General features: G+C 41.3%; 15 protein-coding genes and 2 pseudogenes. 9 read left to right on the forward strand and 8 right to left on the reverse strand.

The features are described from left to right. Positions 1 to 14 precede the first annotated feature (14 nt). The 3 genes from VYM24_RS07770 to VYM24_RS07780 form a co-directional block, all read right to left on the reverse strand. Positions 15 to 1,154, reverse strand: coding sequence for a PDDEXK nuclease domain-containing protein (locus tag VYM24_RS07770; RefSeq protein WP_007662073.1), 1,140 nt, complete (start codon positions 1,152 to 1,154; stop codon positions 15 to 17). Positions 1,155 to 1,179: 25 nt separating this feature from the next. Continuing rightward, positions 1,180 to 2,403: a site-specific integrase gene (locus VYM24_RS07775; RefSeq protein ID WP_007662074.1), complete on the reverse strand. Its 1,224-nt coding sequence runs from the start codon at positions 2,401 to 2,403 to the stop codon at positions 1,180 to 1,182. Positions 2,404 to 2,892: 489 nt separating this feature from the next. Beyond that, entirely contained in the window at positions 2,893 to 3,921 is a 1,029-nt protein-coding gene (locus VYM24_RS07780; protein ID WP_330941901.1) for a DUF4365 domain-containing protein, read from the reverse strand. Between the two features lie 304 nt (positions 3,922 to 4,225). Here VYM24_RS07780 and VYM24_RS07785 point away from each other — a divergent pair. Further along, a pseudogene (locus VYM24_RS07785) lies at positions 4,226 to 4,327 on the forward strand (plasmid mobilization relaxosome protein MobC); the annotation flags it as partial. Positions 4,328 to 4,447: 120 nt separating this feature from the next. On the opposite strand, the gene VYM24_RS07790 reads toward VYM24_RS07785, so the two are convergent. The 4 genes from VYM24_RS07790 to VYM24_RS07805 all read right to left on the reverse strand — a co-directional run bounded on the left by VYM24_RS07790 (position 4,448) and on the right by VYM24_RS07805 (position 6,567). Continuing rightward, a complete protein-coding gene (locus VYM24_RS07790; protein ID WP_291550092.1) occupies positions 4,448 to 5,080 on the reverse strand; it encodes an HAD family hydrolase in 633 nt (210 codons plus the stop codon). After that, a complete protein-coding gene (locus tag VYM24_RS07795) occupies positions 5,067 to 5,669 on the reverse strand; it encodes a sugar O-acetyltransferase (RefSeq protein WP_330941902.1) in 603 nt (200 codons plus the stop codon). Before VYM24_RS07795 ends, VYM24_RS07790 begins: the two co-directional genes overlap by 14 nt. Before the next feature lie 16 nt (positions 5,670 to 5,685). Next, positions 5,686 to 5,928 (reverse strand): YbaK/EbsC family protein, encoded by a 243-nt coding sequence (locus VYM24_RS07800; RefSeq protein ID WP_291550094.1) that lies wholly within the window; start codon positions 5,926 to 5,928, stop codon positions 5,686 to 5,688. Between the two features lie 63 nt (positions 5,929 to 5,991). Then, entirely contained in the window at positions 5,992 to 6,567 is a 576-nt protein-coding gene (locus VYM24_RS07805; RefSeq protein WP_291550095.1) for a Crp/Fnr family transcriptional regulator, read from the reverse strand. A gap of 531 nt (positions 6,568 to 7,098) precedes the next feature. Between VYM24_RS07805 and VYM24_RS07810 the strand changes: the two genes are divergently transcribed. The 7 genes and pseudogenes from VYM24_RS07810 (at position 7,099) to VYM24_RS07840 (ending at position 21,223) form a co-directional block, all read left to right on the forward strand. Beyond that, the gene (locus VYM24_RS07810) at positions 7,099 to 9,333 is read left to right on the forward strand and encodes an ATP-binding protein (protein WP_330941903.1); all 2,235 of its coding nucleotides are present in this window, start codon (positions 7,099 to 7,101) and stop codon (positions 9,331 to 9,333) included. A gap of 36 nt (positions 9,334 to 9,369) precedes the next feature. Then, positions 9,370 to 9,540 (forward strand): annotated as a pseudogene (locus VYM24_RS07815) (HAMP domain-containing protein); the annotation flags it as partial. Positions 9,541 to 9,744: 204 nt separating this feature from the next. Next, a complete protein-coding gene (locus VYM24_RS07820) occupies positions 9,745 to 12,252 on the forward strand; it encodes an alpha/beta fold hydrolase (RefSeq protein ID WP_330941905.1) in 2,508 nt (835 codons plus the stop codon). 216 nt (positions 12,253 to 12,468) lie between these two features. Beyond that, on the forward strand, positions 12,469 to 15,636 hold the full coding sequence (locus tag VYM24_RS07825) for a SusC/RagA family TonB-linked outer membrane protein (RefSeq protein WP_330941906.1): 3,168 nt from the start codon (positions 12,469 to 12,471) through the stop codon (positions 15,634 to 15,636). Between the two features lie 24 nt (positions 15,637 to 15,660). Next, positions 15,661 to 17,334, forward strand: a complete 1,674-nt coding sequence (locus tag VYM24_RS07830) for a RagB/SusD family nutrient uptake outer membrane protein (protein WP_291550101.1) — start codon at positions 15,661 to 15,663, stop codon at positions 17,332 to 17,334. A 22-nt stretch (positions 17,335 to 17,356) separates the two neighbouring features. Then, positions 17,357 to 19,426, forward strand: a complete 2,070-nt coding sequence (locus VYM24_RS07835) for a hypothetical protein (RefSeq protein ID WP_330941907.1) — start codon at positions 17,357 to 17,359, stop codon at positions 19,424 to 19,426. Between the two features lie 135 nt (positions 19,427 to 19,561). Further along, on the forward strand, positions 19,562 to 21,223 hold the full coding sequence (locus VYM24_RS07840; RefSeq protein WP_330941908.1) for an IS1182 family transposase: 1,662 nt from the start codon (positions 19,562 to 19,564) through the stop codon (positions 21,221 to 21,223). Positions 21,224 to 21,288: 65 nt separating this feature from the next. Here the strand turns inward: VYM24_RS07840 and VYM24_RS07845 are convergent, their stop codons facing one another. Next, complete coding sequence (locus VYM24_RS07845) at positions 21,289 to 22,086, reverse strand: ATP-binding protein (RefSeq protein ID WP_291550106.1); 798 nt, start codon at positions 22,084 to 22,086, stop codon at positions 21,289 to 21,291. Between the two features lie 347 nt (positions 22,087 to 22,433). Between VYM24_RS07845 and VYM24_RS07850 the strand changes: the two genes are divergently transcribed. Continuing rightward, positions 22,434 to 23,996: a cellulase family glycosylhydrolase gene (locus tag VYM24_RS07850; protein WP_330941909.1), complete on the forward strand. Its 1,563-nt coding sequence runs from the start codon at positions 22,434 to 22,436 to the stop codon at positions 23,994 to 23,996. Positions 23,997 to 24,006 lie beyond the last annotated feature (10 nt).

Consider the following 24,006-nt stretch of genomic DNA (forward strand, 5'->3'; position numbering starts at 1 on the left):
TGCCAGTATTACTTTTAACAATTTGAGGAAGAAATGAATGCTTTTATTTCTTCTTCGCTTGGAAGTTCTATCATGTACTTCTGTACGAAGATGTTCGGGTCTAATCCGGCAGTGGCATACTTTACTAATGTATCTCCCTTTTCCGTACAAAGTAGAATACCGATAGGTGGATTATCGTCCGGCTGCATCACTTCCGCTTTAAAGTAGTTAAGGTACATATTTAGTTGCGAGGCGTATTCATGGCGAAATTTGTCTATCTTCAATTCCACAATGATATGGCACTTCAAAATGCGGTGATAGAATACGAGGTCGGCAAAGAAATAATCTTCATCAATCAAGATACGTTTTTGCCGGGCTTCAAAGCAGAAACCATGTCCCATTTCCAACAGGAAGTGTTGCAGGTTATCAAGAATAGATTGTTCCAAATCGTTTTCCGTCACTAATGCACGTTCATTCAATCCTAAGAACTCTAAAGTAACAGGAGTGTTGATAACATCTTTGGGTTGCAATAAGGTTACTTGTTGCTGGACTAAAGCGGAGAGGGCTTCTTTGTTTTTGGATAGTCCGCTACGTTCGTAATATAAAGATGCGATTTGCCGCTCTAACTCTTTTACAGACCAGCATCCACGAATAGTTTCCATTTCATAGAAAGCACGTTTTATCGGGTTCTCAATTCCTGATATAGTATTTAAATGGGTGGAAGATAATCTGTTGAATAATCTATCAGCTGGAATCATCCATGTTTCGGTTTGTGGGTATTTTGTTGATAGCTTCCAAACGCCATTTTCAGATCCGGCGGTCACCAACCGCCGAATTGGTTCAGTGAATTCGGCGGTCAATGACTGCCGAATTTGTATTTGTGATGCAATATATTGTGTGACAGACTCTTTTAGCTGTGGATAAACAAGGTACAGTCGTCTAAATTCCCTGAATCTACGTTCATTCAGACCTTTTGTTTTCAGTCGTTGCTCCAGCTTCTTCAACAGTTGTTCACCGTATGCGGCACGGTCTTCTCCGTTCTGCTCAAATTCCACGATATAGCACCCCATAAGCCAGTTACGGGAAGTAAGGGCAAGGTTTACAGCGTGTGCGGCTTGTGCCTGCAACGTGTTCTGTATCGTGCTGATATGTTTTACTAATGCTTCAAAGTTCATAGTTACAAAGATAAGTCTTTTATGGTTAAAACTTTAGTTCGGGCAAACTGTTTATTGCTTCCTCTTTTAATTTATCCACCGCACGGGTGTATTTTTCTGTATGTTTCAATCCGCTATGTCCTAAAAGGCTGGCTACGGTTTTTATATTTGCCCCATTGTTCAGAATGTTCACGGCAAACGAGTGCCGGGCACAATGCCAGCTTATATGTTTGTCTATCCCGGCTCTCTTTACCCAACGCTTTACTGATTTACAGCAGCTTTCGTAAGTAGGCAAATCGAATATCAAACAGTTTTTGTCTGCCGGGGCTTCGCCAATGATAGACAATAGACCGTCATTCAGAGGAATAACCACACCGCTACTGGCTGAATGTCCCTTTGTTTTGCTTTGCTCAAACTTCAATAACCGATTAGCATAATCCACATTCTTATAGGTCAGGTCTTTTACATCACAGAAGCGTAAACCGCAGTATAGGCAAAAGATAAAAGCCCGTCTGACATTCGGGTTCTCGTTGTCATAATGGCAAGCCGCCAGCTTTTGTATTTCTTCGGGAGAAAGAACATCTTTCCGAAGCATTTGGCTATCCACTTTGCAGGTAACACTTTTGCATGGGTCTTTCAACATTACATCGTGGTCAATCGCATATCGAATAACTTTCTTAAAACGCTGGTAAATGCTTTTAGCTCCCTCACCCACACTTCGGGATTGCAAATAGGCTACAAACTGCTCCATCATTTCTTTGGTAATAAGTTCCGGTTTGATACTAAACTCATTCATGGGGTATTGCTCTTTTAAGAAGTCCTTAAAACGGCTAAGCGCAATTTGTACCATGCGAATATCTTTCTTGGTATAACTGTTGATATAGGCTTGGAAATAGTCTAAGAAATTGACCGTTCTATCTTTTTTTAACCGATAGCCCAACATACTTTCTTTAAATTCCTGCTCACGCTCTGCACGTATCTTTGTGGCAAGTTCCAACGTTTCTTTGTTCCGCTGGCGTTCCGCAGGAGTACGGGGCTTATCTATCAGATACAGACTAAGGTTCTCTTTTCGCCTATTGTGCTTTACTGCAAACTTGGGCTTGCCTTGCATCTTTCCACTATCATAGTACACTTGATTGCCGCTTTCATCTAATACGGGTTTTTCCTCTCTACCTAAATAATACTCTAAGTAAAGGCTAATTCTACCATCCGAGAGCTTATTCTGCTCTAACTTGGGGTTTTCTTTCGTTTTATTTTCTAACTTTGCCATTGTTTAGAGGTTTTATCCCGATTTAGGTACCATAACCGGGTGATTACGCTAAATAGTTGATTTTCTTTTGTTTTCTGATATTGCAAAGGTACAAAAGAAAATGATATTTCAAAGTGTACTAAAAGTGTACTGAATAACAGAAAATGGGCAAAATATGGCAAAAATGGAGAAAATAAGAAATATGCAAGTTGTTGATAATAAGGTGAATAAATTCTTTTGTTTTCCTATGATTTCTATGGTTTGTACCGGGTCTGGGTACTGAAGCGGAGAAAGTTGAAGAACTCTCTCCGCTTTTCTTTTCTACTCCTCGTAACTCATTGGTTTGCTGATATATTAAATCAAGCACTTTGTTATAAGAATTGGTTCGATATGTTTTTCCATCAAATTCGATTTTAACCAGTTAACTTTTCTGGGTCAGTCCGACTTTTCTTTATTAGCTATATAGCATATGAATCTTGTTCAAGATAATTCGAATTTATCCTATATTGTTTATGAATATGGATTTATACTCTCATATTTGTTGATGCAATTTATCAATGACAATAAATCATGTTTTTTTTCATAAGCTTTTTTAAGAAGAGGGAGACTTTTTTTCCCTATGTAATAAGCTAGAATAATACTCGCGTTTTGGATGATATCGGCTGAGGTACTATCTTCAGTAATAATATCTGCTAAATATGAATTTATGTTTTTGACTTTTGATAGAATGGCTTCAATCGATTGCCCAATACTTCCTCGACATATCATATTGTCGCCAATAATAGATAATAATTTAATTACGGTTGCTTTGTTATAGTTATATATCTTATTTAAAACTAGGACTTTGATATTATTGGAAATATTATTACCAGAATACCATATATCTGGATGCCAAGGGATGTGTGCCAAGTAATAAATTAGTTTATGAGGAATTTCGTGTGCCTCCTTTTCTTGTATATAGTCTAAAAATGTATTCCAAGTCTTTTCTTCATTTATATATTTTTCAAACATAATAGTCATTCCCAAATTAAATTCAGAAATATCGTCTGAATTGAAATAAGATAAGGCTTCGTTGAAAGAAACTAATGGTATTGTGTTTAATATTAAAGGTTGAAATAATCGCTTGAAATCTATTGTATTAAATTGATTTATTCGAGTCACTGGAAATTTTATGAGTGAAGAATTACGTATAGTTTCTATGTATGTTTTGATATTAACCCAAAAAGCATTCTTTAAGTTAGGAATATATACAATTCCGAAAACTTGTAATGGATAATTTAGCCAATAATTATAATGGCTATCTATTGGAATAGAAAGTTCTTGATTCCTACTGTTAAAGTAGGAATCTCCTGATTTTATTTGTATAGCTATGCTTTTATTTGTAGGAGTACCATCTTGGATAAATTCAATAATTCCGTCTATCCCTAAATCATTTTCTTGTTCAATTTTATGGAATAAAGACCCAGATTCTTCAACTATAGTTCTAACGTAATTTATTCCGATTTTAGCTGTTATGCTTGAATTTGAATATTTGGGCATCTTGTTTTTTATTTTATTATTCTTATAATCTTATATGGTAAAACATCGTGTTGCAAATATAAGAAATCAGAAGTTCAATACATTCAAAATTTTGTTTTAACTGGCATTTTATAATATTATGGATGAGTTATCCATTCTCTTAATTCCCAAATCAAGTTCAAATCATGCAAGAATTGGTTCGAGAACAGAACGGTTGAGGGTACTGAAGCGGAGAAAGTTGAAAAACTCTCTCCGCTTTTCTTTTCTACTCCTCTAACTTATTGGGATCAACGTAAAAGGGGGCAGTCCGAAAAAGACATATTCGGCGCACCGGGCAAACACCGGAAGTTTCGCATTGGTAGCGGTGGAATTGGTGAAACTCAAAAACAAGATTGTCAAAATCATAAATCAACTGTCGGATGATTGAAAAAAGGGTAGTCAGTTCTTCGATAGCTTCTGACAATTCAGATGTAGGAACTTTGTGTTGCAAATATTCCGACAGTAGGCGGAAAAATCTCTGATGTAATAAGACTTTCATCATTATTAGTTAGTACTTAGATAAAAAAGAAACTATATCGTTAGGAGTTTTGAAGCAATGAGTTAGTTGTGTAGGGCTGGATATATTATTTGCCCACAACGCTAAACCAAAATCCATACCTGCATTTGTAGCGCATTGAATATCATAAATGCTATCACCAATATATATAGAATCTTGAATATTTACATTGGCTTTTGCCAAGTAAGCCAATAAGGGAGCAGCATTAGGCTTGTGCTCGTGAGTGTCATCAGCGCATATAACAGTGGTGAAATATTTCGCTAAACCTAATGGCTCAAAATCAAGTTGGTATTCTATACGTCTTTTAGAGGTTACAATACCTAAACTATAACCTTTTTGCATAAGTGCAGATAAACATTCTTTGATATTGGGGAAAGGTTTAATAGTATGCTGATACAGTTTCATATTAATATCCCATAATTTTAATCCCTTTTCAATATCCTGTATTTTAAGTTGTTCCAATGCTTTTCTACCGGTAATACCTAACACGAATTTCAAATTTTCATATTGAGGGGTACTTCCTGTAATCTCTGTGACCGTTTCTATTAGTGAATGTATCACAGCATATTCGGTATCTATTAATGTACCGTCAATATCAAAAATGATATGCTTATATTTCGTCATTTTTATTGTCAATATACTTTATAACTCTGCATGGGTTTCCAACGGCAACACAATTATCCGGGATGGAACGAGTAACAACACTTCCGGCTCCAATAACACTGTTTTTACCAATAGTTACACCAGAAAGAATGATTGCTCCTCCTCCAATCCATACACCGTCACTAATCTTTATGGGTAATGCATACGTTCTGCAAATTTCCGTTCCTATATCTTCTTTATCGACCATTCTTTCATTTACTTTTGTCGAGTGGGTAGCGGTATATAGCTGCACGTTGGACGCAATCAAAACATTGTTGCCGATTTCAATAATATTGTTATCGACAAATGTGCAATTCATATTGATAACTACCTTGTTGCCAACAAAAATATGCTTCCCATATTCACAATGGAAGTCTATGTCTATATGAACATTTTCGCCTATTTTTCCGAATAATTTCTGTAGGATACTTTTCTTTAGTTCTACATCGGCATAGTCTGCGTTGTTCAATTCCTTTAGTAATCTTTTGGCATTCAATGCCATTGCAACCAGTTCCTTATCGCCGCCATTGAATGTTTCTCCTGCCAAACATTTTTCCAATTCTGTTTTCATATTATTTGATAAGTATTTAGTGACAAGTACTAATATAGAAATCCCGGATAGCCAGTTGATGATTCCAATCAAAAATGACAAGATAATGTTTATCGCCCTTGTGGTTGCGAAGGAGTAAATTTTTGCAATACTGAATATCCTGAATATCACCAAAGTATAACTTGGCTACTTCTACCGTAGGTGCTACCGGATGTTCGTGACATTCATAGTGAATACCCAATTGCTGTAAATATTCAAAAACTTTCTCTTTTTTGCTCATAGAATATATTGTATAATCAAGAGCAAAGATAGAAAGGGAAAAACAATCTTTTTTTGTTCTATCTTAAAATCGCATTACTAATTCCGACCTGATTTTGCTTAAAGTAGGCAAGGTTGTTCCAAGATAGGATGCGATATATCCTAAATTTACTCTGTTATAGATATTAGGAAAGTCTTGTAACAGTTTTATATACCTTTCCTTGACGGAGAGGGTCAATCTGTTTATGTGCATTTCTTGAAGCCACAAGAAATTTTCCTGTTGTAATACTCGCATCCAATTGGCTATATGAATATCTTTCTGATATAATGTATTCAGTGTGTCTATGGAAATGGAATAGACCAATGTTTTTTCTAAGGTTTCTACATATTCAAATCCGGCTTTGTTTCTATACAAGTCCCACGAACCACAAGTTGCATCTCCCTCCATGGAAAACCAAGTTGTAGTTTCTTTTCCGTTATGCAATATATATGAACGTGTTATACCTTTTTCTATGAGGTAAATCCGCCTATCAAGTTTTCCTGCTTGTATGATAATGGTCTTAACAGGAAAAGTTTGTTGTCTTAAATAGCTTTTTAGCGTGTCCAATGAGTCATCCGGAACAGGATAGTATTCTCTTATTTTTCTTATTATATTGTTCATTATGAGTATCTTTTACTTTAATGCAAAGATAGGAAAACAACGGATAATATTATTGGATTCTTTTCGGAAAGACATTGAACAGACTTCCATAAAAAAGATGCTCTGTTGTATTAATAAGAAACAAGTTTGGTTTGTCCTTTTGTCAGTGTTGTTGGTTTGGTTTATGCTTTAATAATTGTTGGATGTAATAAACTTCTTTATTTCTTCTTCGGTTGGAAGTTCTATCATATCCTTGAATTAAAGTTATAAATGCGACATTTTTTCTATTTCATCAATGTTTTATATCACAACTTATGTTTAATGCGGATATAAACAACAAAAAGATGAACGTAATATGCAAATTTGTCATTGGATATTTCTTAAGCATTTATTTTTTCCTAACTTTGCAAAGGATAGTTGAGAAGCTTTTGCCATTTTATATTTTAATATTTACCCAATATGCCAAATCAGAATACATTTCTGTATCCCCCTTTGACATTTCGAATACTTGCGGTTGCTATTTTCGCTTGTTTATTTCTGGCGCCCAAGGCGATGGCTGATACGAAAGATCAAGAGTATATTGTTCTTATCAGTTCTTCCACTTTTCGTGAGAAATGGGCTTATGATCTGCTTGAAACTGTAGAAAAGGCATTCAATGAAGAAAATTCGGTGAAGGTATATTCGGAGACTCTCACAACATGGCATTTCAATAATCAACAGGAAATAGATCAGAAGGTTGATTATCTAAAGGATAAATATTCTGTTCCTCCCCAAGCCGTCATATTTGTAGGCGATCCGGGATGGTATGTTTGCAAACCGCTTTTTGACACTATCTGGAAAGGGGTACCTACAATTATTTGCCACTCGATGCCGCATACGTCGGCTGATATAAATAAGTATTATAAAGGTGAATATATACCTGAAGATCAGATTATCGCTACACCGGAAATGCTGGAACGGTATAACGTGACTGCCATAAATATTCCTGTTTGCATTAAAGAAACCATAGAATTGATGGAGGAGATTACTCCTGAAATGAAAAAGGTTGTCTTGTTATCGGATGACAGATTTATCTGTTCTCTAATTCGGAAAAAAGCAGAAGAAATACATCAGCAGTACTTTTCTGATTTGGATATGGAATTTATTACTTATCCTCAGACAAATACAGAAACGATGCTTCACAAGATTAGCGAATCTGGTAGAGAAACAGGCATTATTTACTGTTCATGGGTGAATGTAGCCAGTCAGAATTTGTCTGAGAAATATTATCCTGATGAGAGAATGCATTCTTATATTTCCGGTATAGTTAAAAAGCCGGTATTCTCGTTGTCTGACCAGTTCACAAGGGGGCATGCTTTATTTGCCGGTGGACATTATATAGGCAGTTCCGATGTGGAAAGTACCGTTATCGGTGAAATTAGAGGTGCACTGAAAAAGGATGGTACATACGGGGCGAAAACGGTTGTTGCCGGTACGCCCAATACCTATCTTAATTACCAGACATTGCTTGACAAGGGAGTTTCATTAGATAACTTTCCTAAAAATGCGGTTTATTATGATGTTCCGCCTGGTTTTATTCAGAAGAATATTATTTATGTTGTGATTGTCCTGGGTACTGCTATTGTCCTACTGCTATTTTACTTTATGCACAAGCGTATCAAAAAAGTGAAAGAAACCGAGTGGCAGGAGCATCTGCATTTGCTTGAAAACATTCTCGATAACCTTCCTATTGCAGCTAAAGTGAAAGATGTCGATAATGATATGCGTTATACTTTTATAAATAAAAAGGCTGAAGAGCTCTTTGAATATCCGGCTAAGGAGGCGATTGGAAGGACTGATTTCGATATAATGCCTGAGGCTGCAACGATGATCAGGAAAGAAGATGAAGAATTGGTAAGAACGGGAATTGCCCAATCCGGTACCAGGCGTTTCTTTACGAATAAGAACGAGGAACGGTTTACCTTCCAGAATAATAATATAGTTTCATTCTCCGATGGACGTAAATGGATTCTCTATACGGCTTGGGATATTACAGACCAGAAGATTCTGGAACGTAAACTGCGTCTGGCTAAAGAAGAGGCTGAAGAGTCCAATCGTATAAAATCAGCTTTCCTGGCTAATATGAGCCATGAAATACGTACTCCGCTCAATGCAATAGTTGGTTTTTCGAGTATACTGGCCGAAGATGTATCGGAAGATGAACGGATAGAATACCTTAGTATCATTAGTAAGAATAATGATATATTGTTGCAACTGATCAATGACATCCTGGATTTATCAAAGATAGAAGCTGGTACACTGGAATATGTCTATGCAAATATAGACGTAAATAAGATGTTATCTGAAATAGAGCAGGCTGCCAGGATGAGACAACCGAATGCGAATGTCACTATATGTGCAGTGACACCCCTGCCGGATCTTTTTTTGTACACTGACCAGCGCAGAATTACCCAAGTGCTGAATAATTTCATCAGTAATGCCATGAAGTTTACGAATGCCGGGAGTATTACGTTCGGATATGAAGAACCGAAAGATGGCTATATACGTTTCTTTGTGACAGATACCGGTACCGGTATCCCTTCTGAAAAGGTGGCGGATATATTCAACCGTTTTGTAAAACTTGATTCTTTCAAACAAGGAACCGGACTTGGACTGGCTATTTCACAGAATATCGTGAAGGAACTAAAAGGTGAGATAGGAGTGGTGTCTGAGTTAGGTAAAGGTTCTACTTTCTGGTTTACATTGCCCTATGAAAAGATGGGCGCACACCGTTCCATCCTTCCATAAAGTGGTTTCTAATCATTGATGAGGCAGATTACATTTTATGCCAACCGCATGCTGGCACCGATGAAGCGTATTCTGAAAGAGCTACGGCGCATCCGGGAAAATAATCTGAATATTCGGATTAAGACAGCCGGTAACCATGGCGAACTGGACGATCTGATAACTTCCACCAACGGCATGCTCGACCGCATAGACACGGCTTTTGTATCCTAAGGAAGGGAGTATTATTCAGGAAATAGAAGATTTGAAGATATTATCTATTTATGGAGCGAGGATGGAGATTTTATCCAAGCTAAATACGTATACGAAAGTGTTGATAACCTTTAAGTGACTAATCATTAGACTTTGGTTTTAAAATAAAATGTATCTTTGTGTCGGTCAAAAAAGCTATGGAGCATATTTAATATAGATATTATGAAAAAGAAGAACACTCTTTTACTTTTTTTGTGCTTGTTCAGTCTGTGGGCAGTGGCACAAGAAAAGAAACCTGTAAAGATTGCCTGTGTCGGAAACAGTATCACTTATGGCTCAGGAATTAAAAATCAGTTTCAGAACAGTTATCCGGGATTGCTTTCCCAGCTTTTGGGTGAAGGGTACGATGTCCGCAATTTCGGAATTAGTGCCCGTGTATTGTTGAATAAGGGGGATCATCCTTATATGCATGAACAGAAGTTTCGTGATCTTTTGGCATTTCAGCCGGATATCGTTACCATTAAATTGGGAACGAATGACAGCAAACCCTGGAACTGGCGTTATGGAAAAGACTTTAAGAAGGATTTGACGGAAATGCTGGATATTCTTCAGGAATTGCCTTCTAAACCTAAGATATATCTATGCTTGCCCGTTCCTGCCGTAAAACGAAATTTTGGTATCAACGATAGCGTGATTACAAACGGTATCATTCCTGTGATACGCAGTGTTGCGAAGAAACGCCATCTGCCTGTTGTAGATCTCTATGCATTGCTGAAGCCGTATCCTGATTACTATACAGATGGTATCCACCCCAATGAACAAGGAGCTGCATTGATTGCCGGTGAACTTTATCGTACACTGACTGGTAATGAGGCGCCTGCAATTGTTACCGATCAACCTTTCCCCGGTAAGAAGTCGCAATGGGAAGGGTTCGATCGTTATGATTTTATTTGTAATGCACGCCGCGCTATCGTTGTTGCTCCCCGCAAGGTAGCGGAAGGGCGTCCCTGGATATGGCGTCCTGCATTTTTCGGAGCTTTCCCTTCGGTAGATAAGGCTTTGTTGGAAAAAGGTTTCCATGTGGCGTATTATGATTTGACTCATCTTTATGGAAGTCCGCGTGCGCAACGTCTGGGCAGTGATTTCTATGAAGTCATGCGCAGGTATTATCGTCTTTCTCCCAAAGTGACGTTAGAAGGCTTCAGCCGTGGCGGATTATTCGCATTTAATTGGGCGGCAAATAATCCTGATAAAGTGGCCTGTATCTATGTAGATGCTCCTGTATGCGATATGCTCTATTTCTCCGAGAACTGGGAACGTGATTTCTGGAAAGGTTTCCTTGCAGAATGGGGATTGACTGAAGAAAATGCAAAAGACTTCAAAGGAAATCCGATTGATAACCTGGCTCCATTAGCGGCTGCCGGTATTCCAGTGATGGGCGTTTGTGGTGATAGTGACAAGATTGTGCCGTATGAAAAGCACATGAAGATTGCTGCTGAACGTTATCGTGCTTTGGGAGGTAATGTCGAAATCATATTGAAACCCGGTTGCGATCATCATCCACATAGCTTGGATAATGCTGAACCGGTTGTTGATTTTATAATCCGTAACCAACCGGATTATCAGAAGAAACAAGTGATCCATCAACGTGGTAGCCTTACTAATTCTTATCTGAAGTTTGCGAAAGAGAAAAAAGGCTGCGTCGCTTTTCTGGGTGGTTCCATTACCGAAATGCGTGGTTGGCGGAATATGATACAGGAAGATTTTAAACAGCGTTTCCCGGAAACTGAATTCACGTTCATTGATGCCGGAATACCTTCTACCGGAAGCACTCCTCATGCTTTCCGTTTTGAAAATGATGTATTGCAGAAAGGTATGCCCGATTTGCTGTTTGTTGAGGCAGCGGTAAATGATGATACAAACGGATTCGATTATATCCGGCAGACACGCGGTATGGAGGGTATTATTCGTCATGCCCGTACTGTCAGTCCGGAAATGGATATTGTCATGCTTCACTTTATCTACGATCCATTCATACCTTTGTTGGACAAGGGTATACAACCCCAGGTTATTATGAATCATGAAAGTGTAGCCAATCATTATTATGTTTCCTCTATCAATCTGGCGGAAGAAGTGGCGCAGCGTATGCGCGATGGTGAGTTTGATTGGAAAGAATTTGGTGGCACACATCCTGCTTGGAACGGTCATACATATTATGCTGCCGCTATAAACCGTCTTTTCGACCTTGAATGGAGTGGCGACGTGGCAAAGAAAACCGTCCGGGCACATGAGGTACCGGAAAAACCGATAGATTCCTATTCTTATGGTAAAGGTGTATTTGCGGATATCCGTTCCGCTAAGCAACTGAATGGTTGGAAAGTGGTGGATGACTGGACGCCTACAGTGAAAGGGAATACCCGTAAAGGTTTCGTACATGTTCCCATGTTGGTGGCTGATCGTGCCGGAGCCAGTCTTTCATTCTCTTTTGAAGGACGCGCTGTAGGTATCTTCTGCGCAGCCGGTCCGCAAGCCTGTGTGCTGGAATACAGTGTGGATGGGGCTCCGTTCAAGAAGCTGGATACATTTACCGATTGGAGCCGAAACCTATACATTCCGTGGGTGTATATGCTGGAAACAGAACTGGCTTCCGGTCGGCATACCTTGCGTTTGCGTATAGCCAAAGGTGAGAGAACCGGGTGTCAGATACGTAATTTCGTAGTGAATCAGTAAGTCTTTATCCCCTTCACAGTACCTCTGTGAGGGGGATAAAAACAAATTGTACCTTTATTAATAACATTTCAGGAGCGAGGATTAACCAATCTGTCTCCTCTTCATAACATTCTTTTCAAAGTCTTTCAACTTCATTCCATACATTTGTCGTGGTTTCTTTTGTAAACGAAAAAGAACACAATAAAATCTTTGATATTAACCATTAAACAATGTACGATGAGAAAGACATTCTTTGAAAAGTGCATAAATCTGCATTTATGCCGTGTTGCATTGGTACTTCTATTTCTGGTACCTGCAATCAGTAGCCTTCAGGCTAACCCTTCTCAAAGCAAAACCATTTCGGGAGTTGTGACATCTGCTACGGACAATGAGCCGTTGATCGGTGTCAGCGTTCAGGTGAAAGAGGTTTCCATTGGTGCTATTACCGATATGGACGGTAAGTATTCTGTAACTGCCCTGCCCGGGCAAACGCTGGTATTCTCTTATATCGGCTACAAATCTCAGGAGTTTAAGGTAAGCGATGTTTCGGTTATCAATGTAGCATTGAGAGAAGATACCGAAATGTTGGATGAAGTAGTCGTGGTAGGTTACGGCGTTCAGAAAAAGAAGCTGGTAACCGGCGCTACGGTTCAGGTGAAGGGGGAAAACATTGCCAAACTGAACACAACCAACCCTTTGCAAGCCATGCAGGGGCAGACGCCAGGTGTGACGATTACCTCTACTACAGGTCAGCCGGGTAAGGATATGAAGGTGTCAATCCGTGGTCTGGGAACAGTAGGTAATTCACAACCGCTATACCTTATTGATGGGGTGGGTGGTGATATTTCTACATTGAATCCGGCTGATATCGAATCTATAGATATTCTGAAAGATGCAGCTTCGGCTGCTATTTACGGTGCACAGGCTGCCAATGGTGTGGTATTGATTACTACAAAATCGGGTAAAGAAGGGAAAGCATCAGTTTCTTTTGATGCTTACTATGGTATACAGAATGCTGCTCGCAAAGTGGATATGCTGAATGCTCAGGAATATATGATGATTATGGATGAACAGGCCTTGAACTCTGGAGAGAGTGCTTATGACTGGAGCCGTTATAAAAGTATTCATGATGCTGACGGGAATATTTATGATACAGATTGGGTTGACTCCATGATTAAGGATAATGCAAAAATGCAGAGTTATTCACTGGGTATCACGGGTGGATCTGCCTCTTCCACTTATGCTATGTCACTGGGTTATATGTCTCAGGAAGGTATCATTGGTGGTAATGAGGTTTCCGATTATGAACGCTACAACTTCCGTATAAACTCCGAACACAAGCTGTTTAACAACTTTCTGAAAGTTGGTGAGCACGTCAGCTTCATCCATAAGAACTATAAGAATATGAATGATGAGGGTAACGGACACAATGGCAACAAATTATATTCTGCCTTTAACACTTCTCCTCTGGCTCCTATCTACAGTGATAATGGCAAGTATAATTCTCCTTATAATAATACGGCTGCTTCTGACTGGAATGGCGGTGACGGAAACCCTTACGGACAAATGATGACCCTGTCGCAGTCCCAGAATAAGAATAATACCTTTGCCGGTGATGTTTATGCCGAAATAGAACCGATTAAGAATTTGAAAGTAAGAACTTTATTTGCAGCTTCTTACTCTTCTTATAACTACCGCAGCTTTACTCCGAAATATCAGTTTGACTCTTATACCGACAGAACTTATACCTCTGTAGAACAAAGTGCCGGTGACGGATTTACCCTTACCTGGCAGAATACGGCTTCTTACGACTGGAACTGGGGCAATCATGCGCTGAATGCACTGATCGGTATGGAATCTTCACGTACCGATGGCTTTGATGTAGGTGCAGGACAGGCATACCTGACCAACGGCTTTGATAGTTGGGATAAGGCTTATGTCAACAATGGTACGGCACAATCCAAAGATACCGGTCTTTCTGCATCCGGAAAGCCTTGGGACAGTTCCCGCAATGTATCCTACTTCGGACGTTTGGGCTGGAACTGGCAAGAAACTTATATGGTGAATGCTACACTGCGTTGCGACGGTTCTTCCAAGTTTGCCCGCGGACACCGCTATGGTTGGTTCCCCTCTGTTTCTGCCGGTTGGACTATTACCAATGAAAAATGGATGGAAAAGACCCAATCCTGGCTCGATTACCTGAAACTTCGCGTTAGTTGGGGACAAGTGGGTAACAATAATATAGATAATTATCAATACCTGGCTCCGGTGTCTTATTCCGGTTACTATACATTTGGAGAAGTGTCCGGTGCTACCAGCCCGGGATATGTTCAGGGTGCATTCCCCAGTCGCTTGGCTAACGAAGGCATCAAATGGGAGACATCTGAACAAACTAATATTGGTCTTGATGCCCGCTTCCTGAATGGTCGTCTGGGGCTGAATGCTGATTTCTATATCAAGACAACGAAAGACTGGTTGGTACAGGCTCCGGTTTTGTCTACTGCCGGAACAGACGGTCCTTTTATCAATGGTGGTGATGTGAAAAATACCGGCGTTGAACTGGCTCTCACCTGGAACGATCAGATTGGGCAAGACTTTCACTACAACATCGGCATCAATGGTGCGTATAACAAGAATGAGGTAGGCAATATCCCTACCGAGGATGGTATTATTCATGGTAAGACCGGTATATTGTATGATAACGCAGAAGAATTTTACCGTGCACAGAACGGTCATGCCATTGGTTATTTCTGGGGATATAAAACGGCGGGTATATTCCAGAACCAGCAGGAAATCCAGGATTGGATTGCAGCAGGCAATGGCGTTCTTCAGTCCAATCCCCAGCCGGGTGATGTGAAGTATGTGGATGTGGACCATAACGGAACCATCGACACTGCTGATAAGGTTGATTTAGGAAATGGTATTCCTGATTTCACGTATGGTTTTACAATAGGTTTCGATTATAAAGGTTTCGATTTTTCGCTGAATGCTAATGGTGTGGTGGGAAATCAGATAGTCCAGTCTTTCAGACAGATTGCCAATAAGCAGTCTAACTATACTACAGCTATTCTGGATCGCTGGACAGGTGAGGGCACTTCCAACAGAATTCCCCGCGTGACCAACACTACGGATAACTGGATGTTTTCTGATTTGTATGTACAGGATGGCGATTTCCTGCGTATCAGTAACATTACCCTTGGATATGATTTCTGCAAGCTGATGAAGATAAAATACATCTCACAGGCCCGCCTGTACGTGCAGGTGCAGAATGCATTCACATTCACCAAGTACGATGGTATGGATCCGGAAGTAGGCTATGGTTCCGAGAAATGGGTATCGGGCGTAGACCAGGGCTTCTATCCTCGTCCCCGTACTTTCCTGTTTGGGGTAAACCTTAAGTTCTAATGATAACATTAAAAGGAATAAACTATGAATAAGTTCAAATTGAATATAATAGCGTTGGTACTTGGAGGACTTACATTGGCTTCATGTGCGGAAAGCTTTTTAGATGTGGAATCTAAGACCTCATCTAACACCGGAAACTTCTATAAGAGCAAAGATGATGCTGAGCTCGCCCTGATAGGCTGTTATAATGCCTGGAAACGTACGACTTCGGATGATACGTGGGGATTCTATATTTGCTCGGAACTGATGGCTGATGAATGCCTTGCAGGAACGGGCGTCACGGATGCACCCAACTATCAGGTGGTTGACCGCTTTGATATAGGACGTTATTCTGCTGGTACAAGTTTGCTTGAAACAAGTTGGGACTCTTATTACAGAGCCATTTACCGTTGTAATGAAATTCTGAAATATGAAGCAATGGGACAGTTTGAATGGGCGGGCGACGAGACTGCACGAGGGCGACTGATAGGTCAATGTCGTGTGATACGTGCCCTCTGCTACTTTGATATGGTACGTTTGTGGGAGAACATTCCGCTATTAACGGAGCCGACGGATCAGAATGTTCCACAGTCGGATCCCCATGCCGTATATGCTACTATCGTTGAAGACCTGAAATACGCTATTGAGAATATTCCGGCCAATGCATACCCGAAAGCAGAAGCCTCTGCTAATGACGGTCGCATCACTAAATATGCCGCTGAGGCTTTGATGGCCCGTGTGTATCTCTTCTATACCGGATATTATGGTAAGGACTTGGCTAATGTAACCAAAGATGAAGTGGTAGGCTATCTGGATGATATCATAACCTCAAAAGAGTATAAATTGCTGCCAGAATTCAAAGATTTATGGCCGGCTGCATCCAGCGTTTCCCAATCGGCTGCTGAGGCTTGGGATGCAGAAAAGACTACTTATAAGGAAATTAATGATGAAGTCATCCTGCAAATGAAATTCAACTATACGGATGACCGTTATAATACAGGTGGTGACGTGGACGGTAACCGTTGGCTGGTAATGTTGGGACTCCGCAAATTCTGGTACTCTCCTTATGCTTACGGCTGGGGCTGTTGTACTGTGCATCCTAAAATCTGGAATGCTTATTCAGCAGATGATGCCCGTCGTTCTGCTTCCATCATAGACATAGCCGGAGAGGGCATTGCGGCGAAAACCGGTTTTGATGAATACCTGAGAGACCAACGTGAGTATACCGGTTATGCTATCAAGAAGTATACTCCGACTTGCTATTATAATGGTGTCTCTTCTGTTCCGGAACAAACATCGACCAGTGCGGTACAGGAAAAACAATACCAGCCTTATATTGTGCTCCGTTATGCCGATGTCCTGCTGATGGCGGCAGAACTGGGTGGAACACCTACGAAGACAGCGCAGGATTGTCTGGATGAAGTCCGTAGTCGTGCAAAAGTACCTACGGGAGTGGCTCCTACCAAAGAAAACATCATGAAGGAACGTATGCTTGAATTTGCTTTCGAAGGTATACGCTATTGGGATCTGCTTCGCCAAGGTGTAGATTATGCGGCTAATGAAATAGCTGAGAGTAACCTGACTGTGTTGTCTGGTAATCAGGAAGAAAGTATCACTATTGATGCTGCTAATATAAAGGATAAGCGCGGACTGATGCAGATCCCTCAGAACCAGATAACTCTCTCTAATGGACTTTTGAAACAAAATACCGGCTGGTGATAACTATTAAAACTAAAGAATCATGAAAAAGATATTTTATAAAATATATGCTTCGTTGGTGGTATTGGTGCTGATATTCGTTGCCTGTACACCAGATAGCAACGAGTTGGAAATACCCGATGTTACAGCGGATGATCTGGCAGAAGGAATAGCCTACACAATAACCCATGATGCCGCTAATCCTAATATTGTCTATCTGGAAAGCAAGATGGGCAGCAAGTACACTCCTCTTTGGGAACATCCGATGGGACGTAGCCAGGAACAGAAGATTACATTAAAAATGGCCTTTGACGGCACATACACCGTGAAATTTGGAGTAGAAACCCGAGGTGGCGCTGTATATGGTGAACCGGCAACTTTTACTGTAGAGGATTTCTGTGCTGATTTCGTAACAGGTGAAATGTGGGATTTTCTGGCAGGTGGTGCCGGAAATTCGAAGACTTGGGTGCCTGATACGGGTAATTATGGGATGAAACAAGGCTTTTATTCGTGTTTCGATCCGACTGCGACTTATCTTGATATGATTGCCGATGCCGGAAAGAATAATTGGTATGCCAAGGATAAAACTTGGTGGGAACCCGGTAATGGTGATGTAGGCATTACAGCAGACGATCTTAACTCCTATATGACTTTCTCGCTTGAGGGAAAAGCAGGGTTGACCGTTCATCGTTTTACCGACGGACAGGAAACGGTAACTGAAGGTATGTTCAGCATGAATACGGATGATCATACGATGTCAGCCATTGATGTAGATTTCGTGCATGGTGCCTGGGCAGATGGTAAGGCTGTGGATTTCAGAAATGGTTTCCAAATTCTGGTACTTACAGAAAATCAGTTGATGATTGGTAATTACCGTGACGAGGCATTGTCCGGTGAAGGTAAATGTGTGTATTGCTGGAATTTCGTTTCCAAAGAATATGCTGATAACTATGTGCCCGAACCGGAAGAGCCTGAACCATCGGAGCCGCAACTGCCGGATGGCTGGAAAGATGATGTTTCGGAAACTGTGAGCGTTGTCACGTCCACCACTATCAAATGGACATTATCTAAAAAGAATCCTGTGGACTGGGCATCACAAAGCGGCAAGTTGCTGAATGGATGGACTTCTCTGTCTGATTATCCTGATTGGCTGGGAACTCCTGATCCGGCGGCATACGAAGGATTTGCAATGATTTTGGACAGTAAAGAAATGAAAGCCACTTTTGTAACTCCTGATGGCGGCGAAACTGAAATGTCCTATACTTTGGATGATAAAGGTATTTATGCTTTCAGCGGTACGATACCTACAGTGACTATTGTAGGCTGGATGACTTTCCATGTAAGTGATGCGAATACTTTGCGTATCTTGAGCATAGAAAAAGATAATGAAGGTAATCTGTCGGGCATGTGGTTAGGTATCCCTAATCCTGATAAACCGGATACGGAATATATAGCTTATCATTTTAACCCTACGGCTGTTGGTGCAGGTGGCACTGAGGACAAGAATGAAATTATTAAGAAAAGGCTGACAGGTGGCAGCTCTCGTACGTACAGACTGGATTATGAACACATCATATGTACATGGGCCAATAATTGGGTCTATGATAACATTACTGATGGTATGAAAGCCAACTATGTAACCTCCACTTTGCCCGATTGGACCAATTGGACTTATTCTGCCGCTAATATTGCGAATGTGGATAAGTTTAGGCTAACTTTTGGAAGTGATGGCTCACTGATATTCGTGAATAATCAGGGAACAAGTACTACTGCTACATACTCTTTTCTTGCTGCTGATGACTGGTACGGAATGCCTTTGGTGCAATTTCCGGAGGATCTTGATATGTTCTTTGAGATGAGTGGAGTTGATGGTGGCTGGTTGAATTTTGAACTTCAGTTCAATAATGGGAAGACTGATGAGAATGGCGAAGTTATACCGCCTGTCGGCAATGTTCCGCAAGGAGGTGGATTCCTTGAATTGTATGACTGGGATTTGGACGCAAGTGGCAAGGTGACTGGTCTATGGTTGGGTATGGACAATGGACAGGGAGCCGCTACATTGAAGACTTTGAGTAACCAGCGTAAAGTATTTCATTTACTGGTTGTAGAATAAGAAGTTTTTTCGATAAAGGAGGTTGTGTCAAAATGCTGGCACAACCTTTTTTTATGCGCAAAGCCCGGACTTTCCCAAGCCCAGGCTTTGTTATTACCCAAAGTTTATGTAACTTTAGGCATCATTTTTTTCGTTATGGCAAAGTTACATTTTCGTCCTTACATTCCCAACCAAACCGTTCTTTTTCCACAAAGAATTGATGAAAACATAGCTGCCGACGACCCTGTCCGCATAGTCAATGCAGTTGTTGATAATCTCAATCTTGATAATTTCAAGAAGCTTTATAAAGAAACGGGGCGCTCAGCTTATCATCCTAAAATGATGCTTAAGGTAATTATCTACGCTTACATGAATAATATCTATTCCTGTCGTAAAATAGAGAAGCTTCTTTTGCGTGACGTTCATTATATCTGGCTTGCCGGTCATGAGCATCCGGATTTCATAACCATCAACCGTTTCCGTAACCGTGTAAAGGAGGAGATTAACAACGTTTTCACGCAGTTGGTTCTTGTCCTTGCCGATAAGGGTTTCATCAGTCTTGACGTGGAGTATATCGACGGTACCAAGATTGAGTCCAAGGCCAACAAATATACTTTTGTCTGGCGCAAGACAGTCGAAAAGAACCGTACAAGGTTGCTGAATAAGGTTCGCATCCTTCTGGAGCAGGTGGATGAAGCCATTGTACAGGAGAACTCTGTAAAAGACACATCCGTTGAGTTGACTCCCTCCATGCTCTCTAATATAGTGGATGAACTCAAAGAAGTGCTGGAACACCAGCCTGTAACACAGGACAAGGAACAAAAGAAAGCTCTGCGTGAAAAGAAGAAACAGGTCAGGGAACTTGAAGGGTATCGTGACAAGCTGATGGAATACGACAATCACCTTGAAGTCCTTGGAGAACGTAATTCCTATTCCAAGACCGATCCTGATGCTACATTCATGCGTATGAAAGAAGACGCCATGAAGAACGGGCAGACCAAGCCCGGGTATAATTTACAAACAGGTACTGAAAACCAATTCATCATAGACTTCCGGCTGTTTCCCAACCCCACCGATCCGCTGCCCCTGATCCCTTTCTTCCACTCCTTCCAGCACCGCTATAACCGCTTACCGGGTATCGGTGTGGCAGACTCCGGTTACGGCTCGGAAGAAAATTACCGGTTCATGCAGGAAAACGGGATAGAGGCCTTTGTCAAGTACAACTACTTCCATAAAGAGCAGCGTCCCCGTTATACTCCCAACCCGTTCCATGCGGAAAGTCTCCATTACAATGCGGGGGAGGATTATTACGTTTGTCCGATGGGGCAACACATGAACCGCATAGGAACCAGACATGACAAAACAGCGAGCGGATACATCACCGAAAGTGCCCGGTACAAAGCACAAAGATGCGAAGGTTGTCCTTTGCATGGAAGTTGTTTTAAAGCACGGGGGAACCGTATTATAGAAGTCAACCACCGGTTAAACCAATACAAACGGCAGGCACGGGAAAGGTTAGTCTCAGAAGAAGGAGTCAGGTATAGGGGCAGGCGGTGTATAGAACCGGAAGCTGTTTTCGGACAAATGAAATACAACATGGCATACAAGGGGTTCCGGCATGTGGGAGAAGACAAGGTGACAATGGACTTTGCCTTCTTTGCCATAGCTTTTAATATCAAAAAGATGTGTGCAAAACTGAGAAAAACAGGAAAGGAGCTCATTACACTTACTAAATCTATATTTATTGGACTATTTATAACCCAATACAACGGGAATATAGCAACTTGTTACCAAATGAATGAGAAAAAAGCGGCGTAGACAAAAGAAAAGATAACAGGACTATAAATTATAGAAAAAGGTTGTGCCAACGTTTTGACACAACCTCATTCGCGTGCGCGTGCTCCTTCGCGTACCATGCCATAAACGAATTTCTTATTTTCTTTTGCTAATTGAGAGGGGATACTCTGCCACACATATCTGATTTTAGCTATCAGATTAGAAGGAGCATGTTTCGAAAAATCACTTTCATAAGCGCTCAACAATTGTTCCTGTATCTTTTCCACTTCGAAGAAGTCTTGTGTATCCAGCCAGCTTTGCACGGCAGCGGGCATTCCACCGATGATGAAATACCGTTTTAAGTGTTCTTGCAGCTTTTCGGTGAAAGCATTGGTATCTAAATTGCCGTTCATCACATAGTCAAGTAGCAGCTCTTCTCCGTTGGCAAGTAGAAACTCCCGGAATGAGAGAGGTTGCAGAGTCAGGAATTCTACTTTACCTACCGGAAAAGAAGTTCCCTGATGTAGTGCTACTCCCAGCAGTGAACCTGCACAGCAAATGGCGTATTCGGGAGCCTCTTCAGTGAAGTACTTTAAAGAAGTCAATGCGCGCGGAACTTCCTGCACTTCATCGAAAATGATAAGTGTCTTCTCGGGTTGAATACGTTTGCCATGGAATACGGAAAGTTGTTCAATGATGCGTTCCGGACTGATGCTTCCCTCAAATATATTATTAATGGAATTGTCCTGTTCAAAGTTGATATAGCAGATGTCTTCGAAGCATTCCGTACCGAATGTTTTCAGTAACCAGGTTTTGCCAACCTGTCGTGCTCCTTGAAGTATCAAGGGCTTGCGTCCTTGCTTGTTTTTCCATTGGATAAGTTCTTCTATCAGTAATCGTTTCATTCTTTTCTGCTGTTATGCGCAAATGTACTTATAATAAGAAACTTATGCAAGGGAAATCACGTTTTCCTGTGGACAAAAGCCCCGCTTCGTCACATTTTCCTATGGACAAAGTAGGGCTTCTATCACATTTTCCGATGGACTCTTCTGTTTTTTTGTACCAGCTCTATAAAATGGACACTGAAAATGGGCGATATGTCGGCTATTGGAAACCATTTATCCCGGGGTGATAACAAATCATACCGTTCCATATAACATCCTGAATCGACTGTATGCCCGTTTTGCCCTATCTTTGCCAACACGGGATTTCATCCCTAACCTGACATTTAAGAACGAAAAACATTACGGTCATGAATAAAATTAAAACTTATCTTGTCTTTCTTTTCACGATTGCCCTTTCCGCTTTTGCGGTGGCTTGCTCCAGCAATGACGATGAAGCTGTTACACCGGAAATCGTAATTCCTGAAAATATTCTGACGAACGGGCTGAACTTCTCCGAAGCCGGAGGAACAAACACGCTTTCTATCAAGTCGAATGTGTCGCTGGAAGTTACCAGCAGTCAGACTTGGTGTACGGTGACCCCGGTTTCTTCCACTTCGAGCACAGTCCTTAAATATACGATAGATGTAGAACCCAATACCGGTACGGATGAGCGCACGGCTACTATTAGCGTGAGAGGTGGTAACTCGGTGGAACAAAAGTTCGACATCGTGCAGTTGGCCGGTGAGGTTGATGAACCCGGTGAGCCCGCTGGACCCGGTTCGAATGAAATTGCAGGAGATACCCCCTGGGCTGTAGCCAAAAGTCTGGGTTTAGGTTGGAATCTGGGAAATCAACTGGATGCATATAGTAATGGCATAGCTAATGAAACAATCTGGGGTAACCGGAAGGCAACGCAAGCCTTGTTTGACAAACTGGCTGCCGCAGGAATCACTACCGTACGTATTCCAGTCACCTGGATGGGACATATCGGAGCCGCTCCCGGCTATGAAATTGAGGAAGCATGGTTGGATCGTGTTGCTGAGGTAGTGGGCTATGCGGAGAACGCAGGCTTGAATGCCATTGTCAATATTCATCACGATGGGGCGGACAGCAGTTATTGGCTGAATATAAAAGAGGCTGCCAAGAGTGAAAGCAAGAATATTGCCGTCAAGGCCGAGTTGGAAGCTATATGGACGCAAATAGCCGAGCGGTTTAAAGATAAAGGAAACTTCCTGGCATTTGAGTCGATGAACGAAATACATGACGGCGGCTGGGGCTGGGGCGAGAACCGCACAGATGGCGGAAAGCAATATGCGGTGCTGAACGAATGGAACCAGATATTTGTAAATGCGGTGCGTGCCGTGGGTGGTAAGAATGTTGATCGTTTCCTCGGCGTGCCGGGGTATTGCACCAATCCGGAGCTCACAGTAAGTTATTTCAAACTGCCTGCGGATAAGGTGCAGAATCGTCTGATGGTAGCTGTGCATTTCTACGACCCTTACGAGTATACATTGAATGCTGCCTATTCTGAATGGGGACATACCGGAGCTGCGGGCAAGAAGGTCAGCGGAGGAGATGAAGACAATGTGAAGAATATATTCGGCAAACTGAAGGCGGCTTACGTGGATAAAGGCATCCCGGTATATATTGGAGAGATGGGCTGTGTGCATCGTGCGAATGTCCGTGAGGAATCCTTCCGCAAGTATTATCTGGAGTATGTGTGCAAAGCGGCGAAAGAGTATGGCATGGCACCGGTCTACTGGGACAATGGTGGCACCGGAGCCGGAAAGGAAGAATCCGGTCTGTTCAATCATGCTACGGGTGACTATCTGAATAATGCCGAGGAAATAGTAGGAGTGATGAAGAAGGCTGTTTTCACGGAAGATGCTTCCTATACATTACAGTCTGTTTATAACAATGCTCCGCAATAAGTTAAGACTA

The organism is Bacteroides sp. MSB163, from assembly GCF_036416795.1.
Taxonomy (GTDB): Bacteria; Bacteroidota; Bacteroidia; order Bacteroidales; family Bacteroidaceae; genus Bacteroides; species Bacteroides maternus.

Excerpts from the sequence above, each read along its gene's own strand:
- VYM24_RS07830 (WP_291550101.1), top strand. The coding sequence starts at position 15,661 with ATGAATAAGTTCAAATTGAATATAATAGCGTTGGTACTTGGAGGACTT.
- VYM24_RS07780 (WP_330941901.1), bottom strand. The coding sequence starts at position 3,921 with ATGCCCAAATATTCAAATTCAAGCATAACAGCTAAAATCGGAATAAAT.
- VYM24_RS07775 (WP_007662074.1), bottom strand. The coding sequence starts at position 2,403 with ATGGCAAAGTTAGAAAATAAAACGAAAGAAAACCCCAAGTTAGAGCAG.
- VYM24_RS07820 (WP_330941905.1), top strand. The coding sequence starts at position 9,745 with ATGAAAAAGAAGAACACTCTTTTACTTTTTTTGTGCTTGTTCAGTCTG.
- VYM24_RS07800 (WP_291550094.1), bottom strand. The coding sequence starts at position 5,928 with ATGAGCAAAAAAGAGAAAGTTTTTGAATATTTACAGCAATTGGGTATT.
- VYM24_RS07790 (WP_291550092.1), bottom strand. The coding sequence starts at position 5,080 with ATGACGAAATATAAGCATATCATTTTTGATATTGACGGTACATTAATA.
- VYM24_RS07845 (WP_291550106.1), bottom strand. The coding sequence starts at position 22,086 with ATGAAACGATTACTGATAGAAGAACTTATCCAATGGAAAAACAAGCAA.
- VYM24_RS07810 (WP_330941903.1), top strand. The coding sequence starts at position 7,099 with ATGGCTGATACGAAAGATCAAGAGTATATTGTTCTTATCAGTTCTTCC.
- VYM24_RS07795 (WP_330941902.1), bottom strand. The coding sequence starts at position 5,669 with ATGAAAACAGAATTGGAAAAATGTTTGGCAGGAGAAACATTCAATGGC.
- VYM24_RS07805 (WP_291550095.1), bottom strand. The coding sequence starts at position 6,567 with ATGAACAATATAATAAGAAAAATAAGAGAATACTATCCTGTTCCGGAT.
- VYM24_RS07850 (WP_330941909.1), top strand. The coding sequence starts at position 22,434 with ATGAATAAAATTAAAACTTATCTTGTCTTTCTTTTCACGATTGCCCTT.
- VYM24_RS07770 (WP_007662073.1), bottom strand. The coding sequence starts at position 1,154 with ATGAACTTTGAAGCATTAGTAAAACATATCAGCACGATACAGAACACG.
- VYM24_RS07825 (WP_330941906.1), top strand. The coding sequence starts at position 12,469 with ATGAGAAAGACATTCTTTGAAAAGTGCATAAATCTGCATTTATGCCGT.
- VYM24_RS07840 (WP_330941908.1), top strand. The coding sequence starts at position 19,562 with ATGGCAAAGTTACATTTTCGTCCTTACATTCCCAACCAAACCGTTCTT.
- VYM24_RS07835 (WP_330941907.1), top strand. The coding sequence starts at position 17,357 with ATGAAAAAGATATTTTATAAAATATATGCTTCGTTGGTGGTATTGGTG.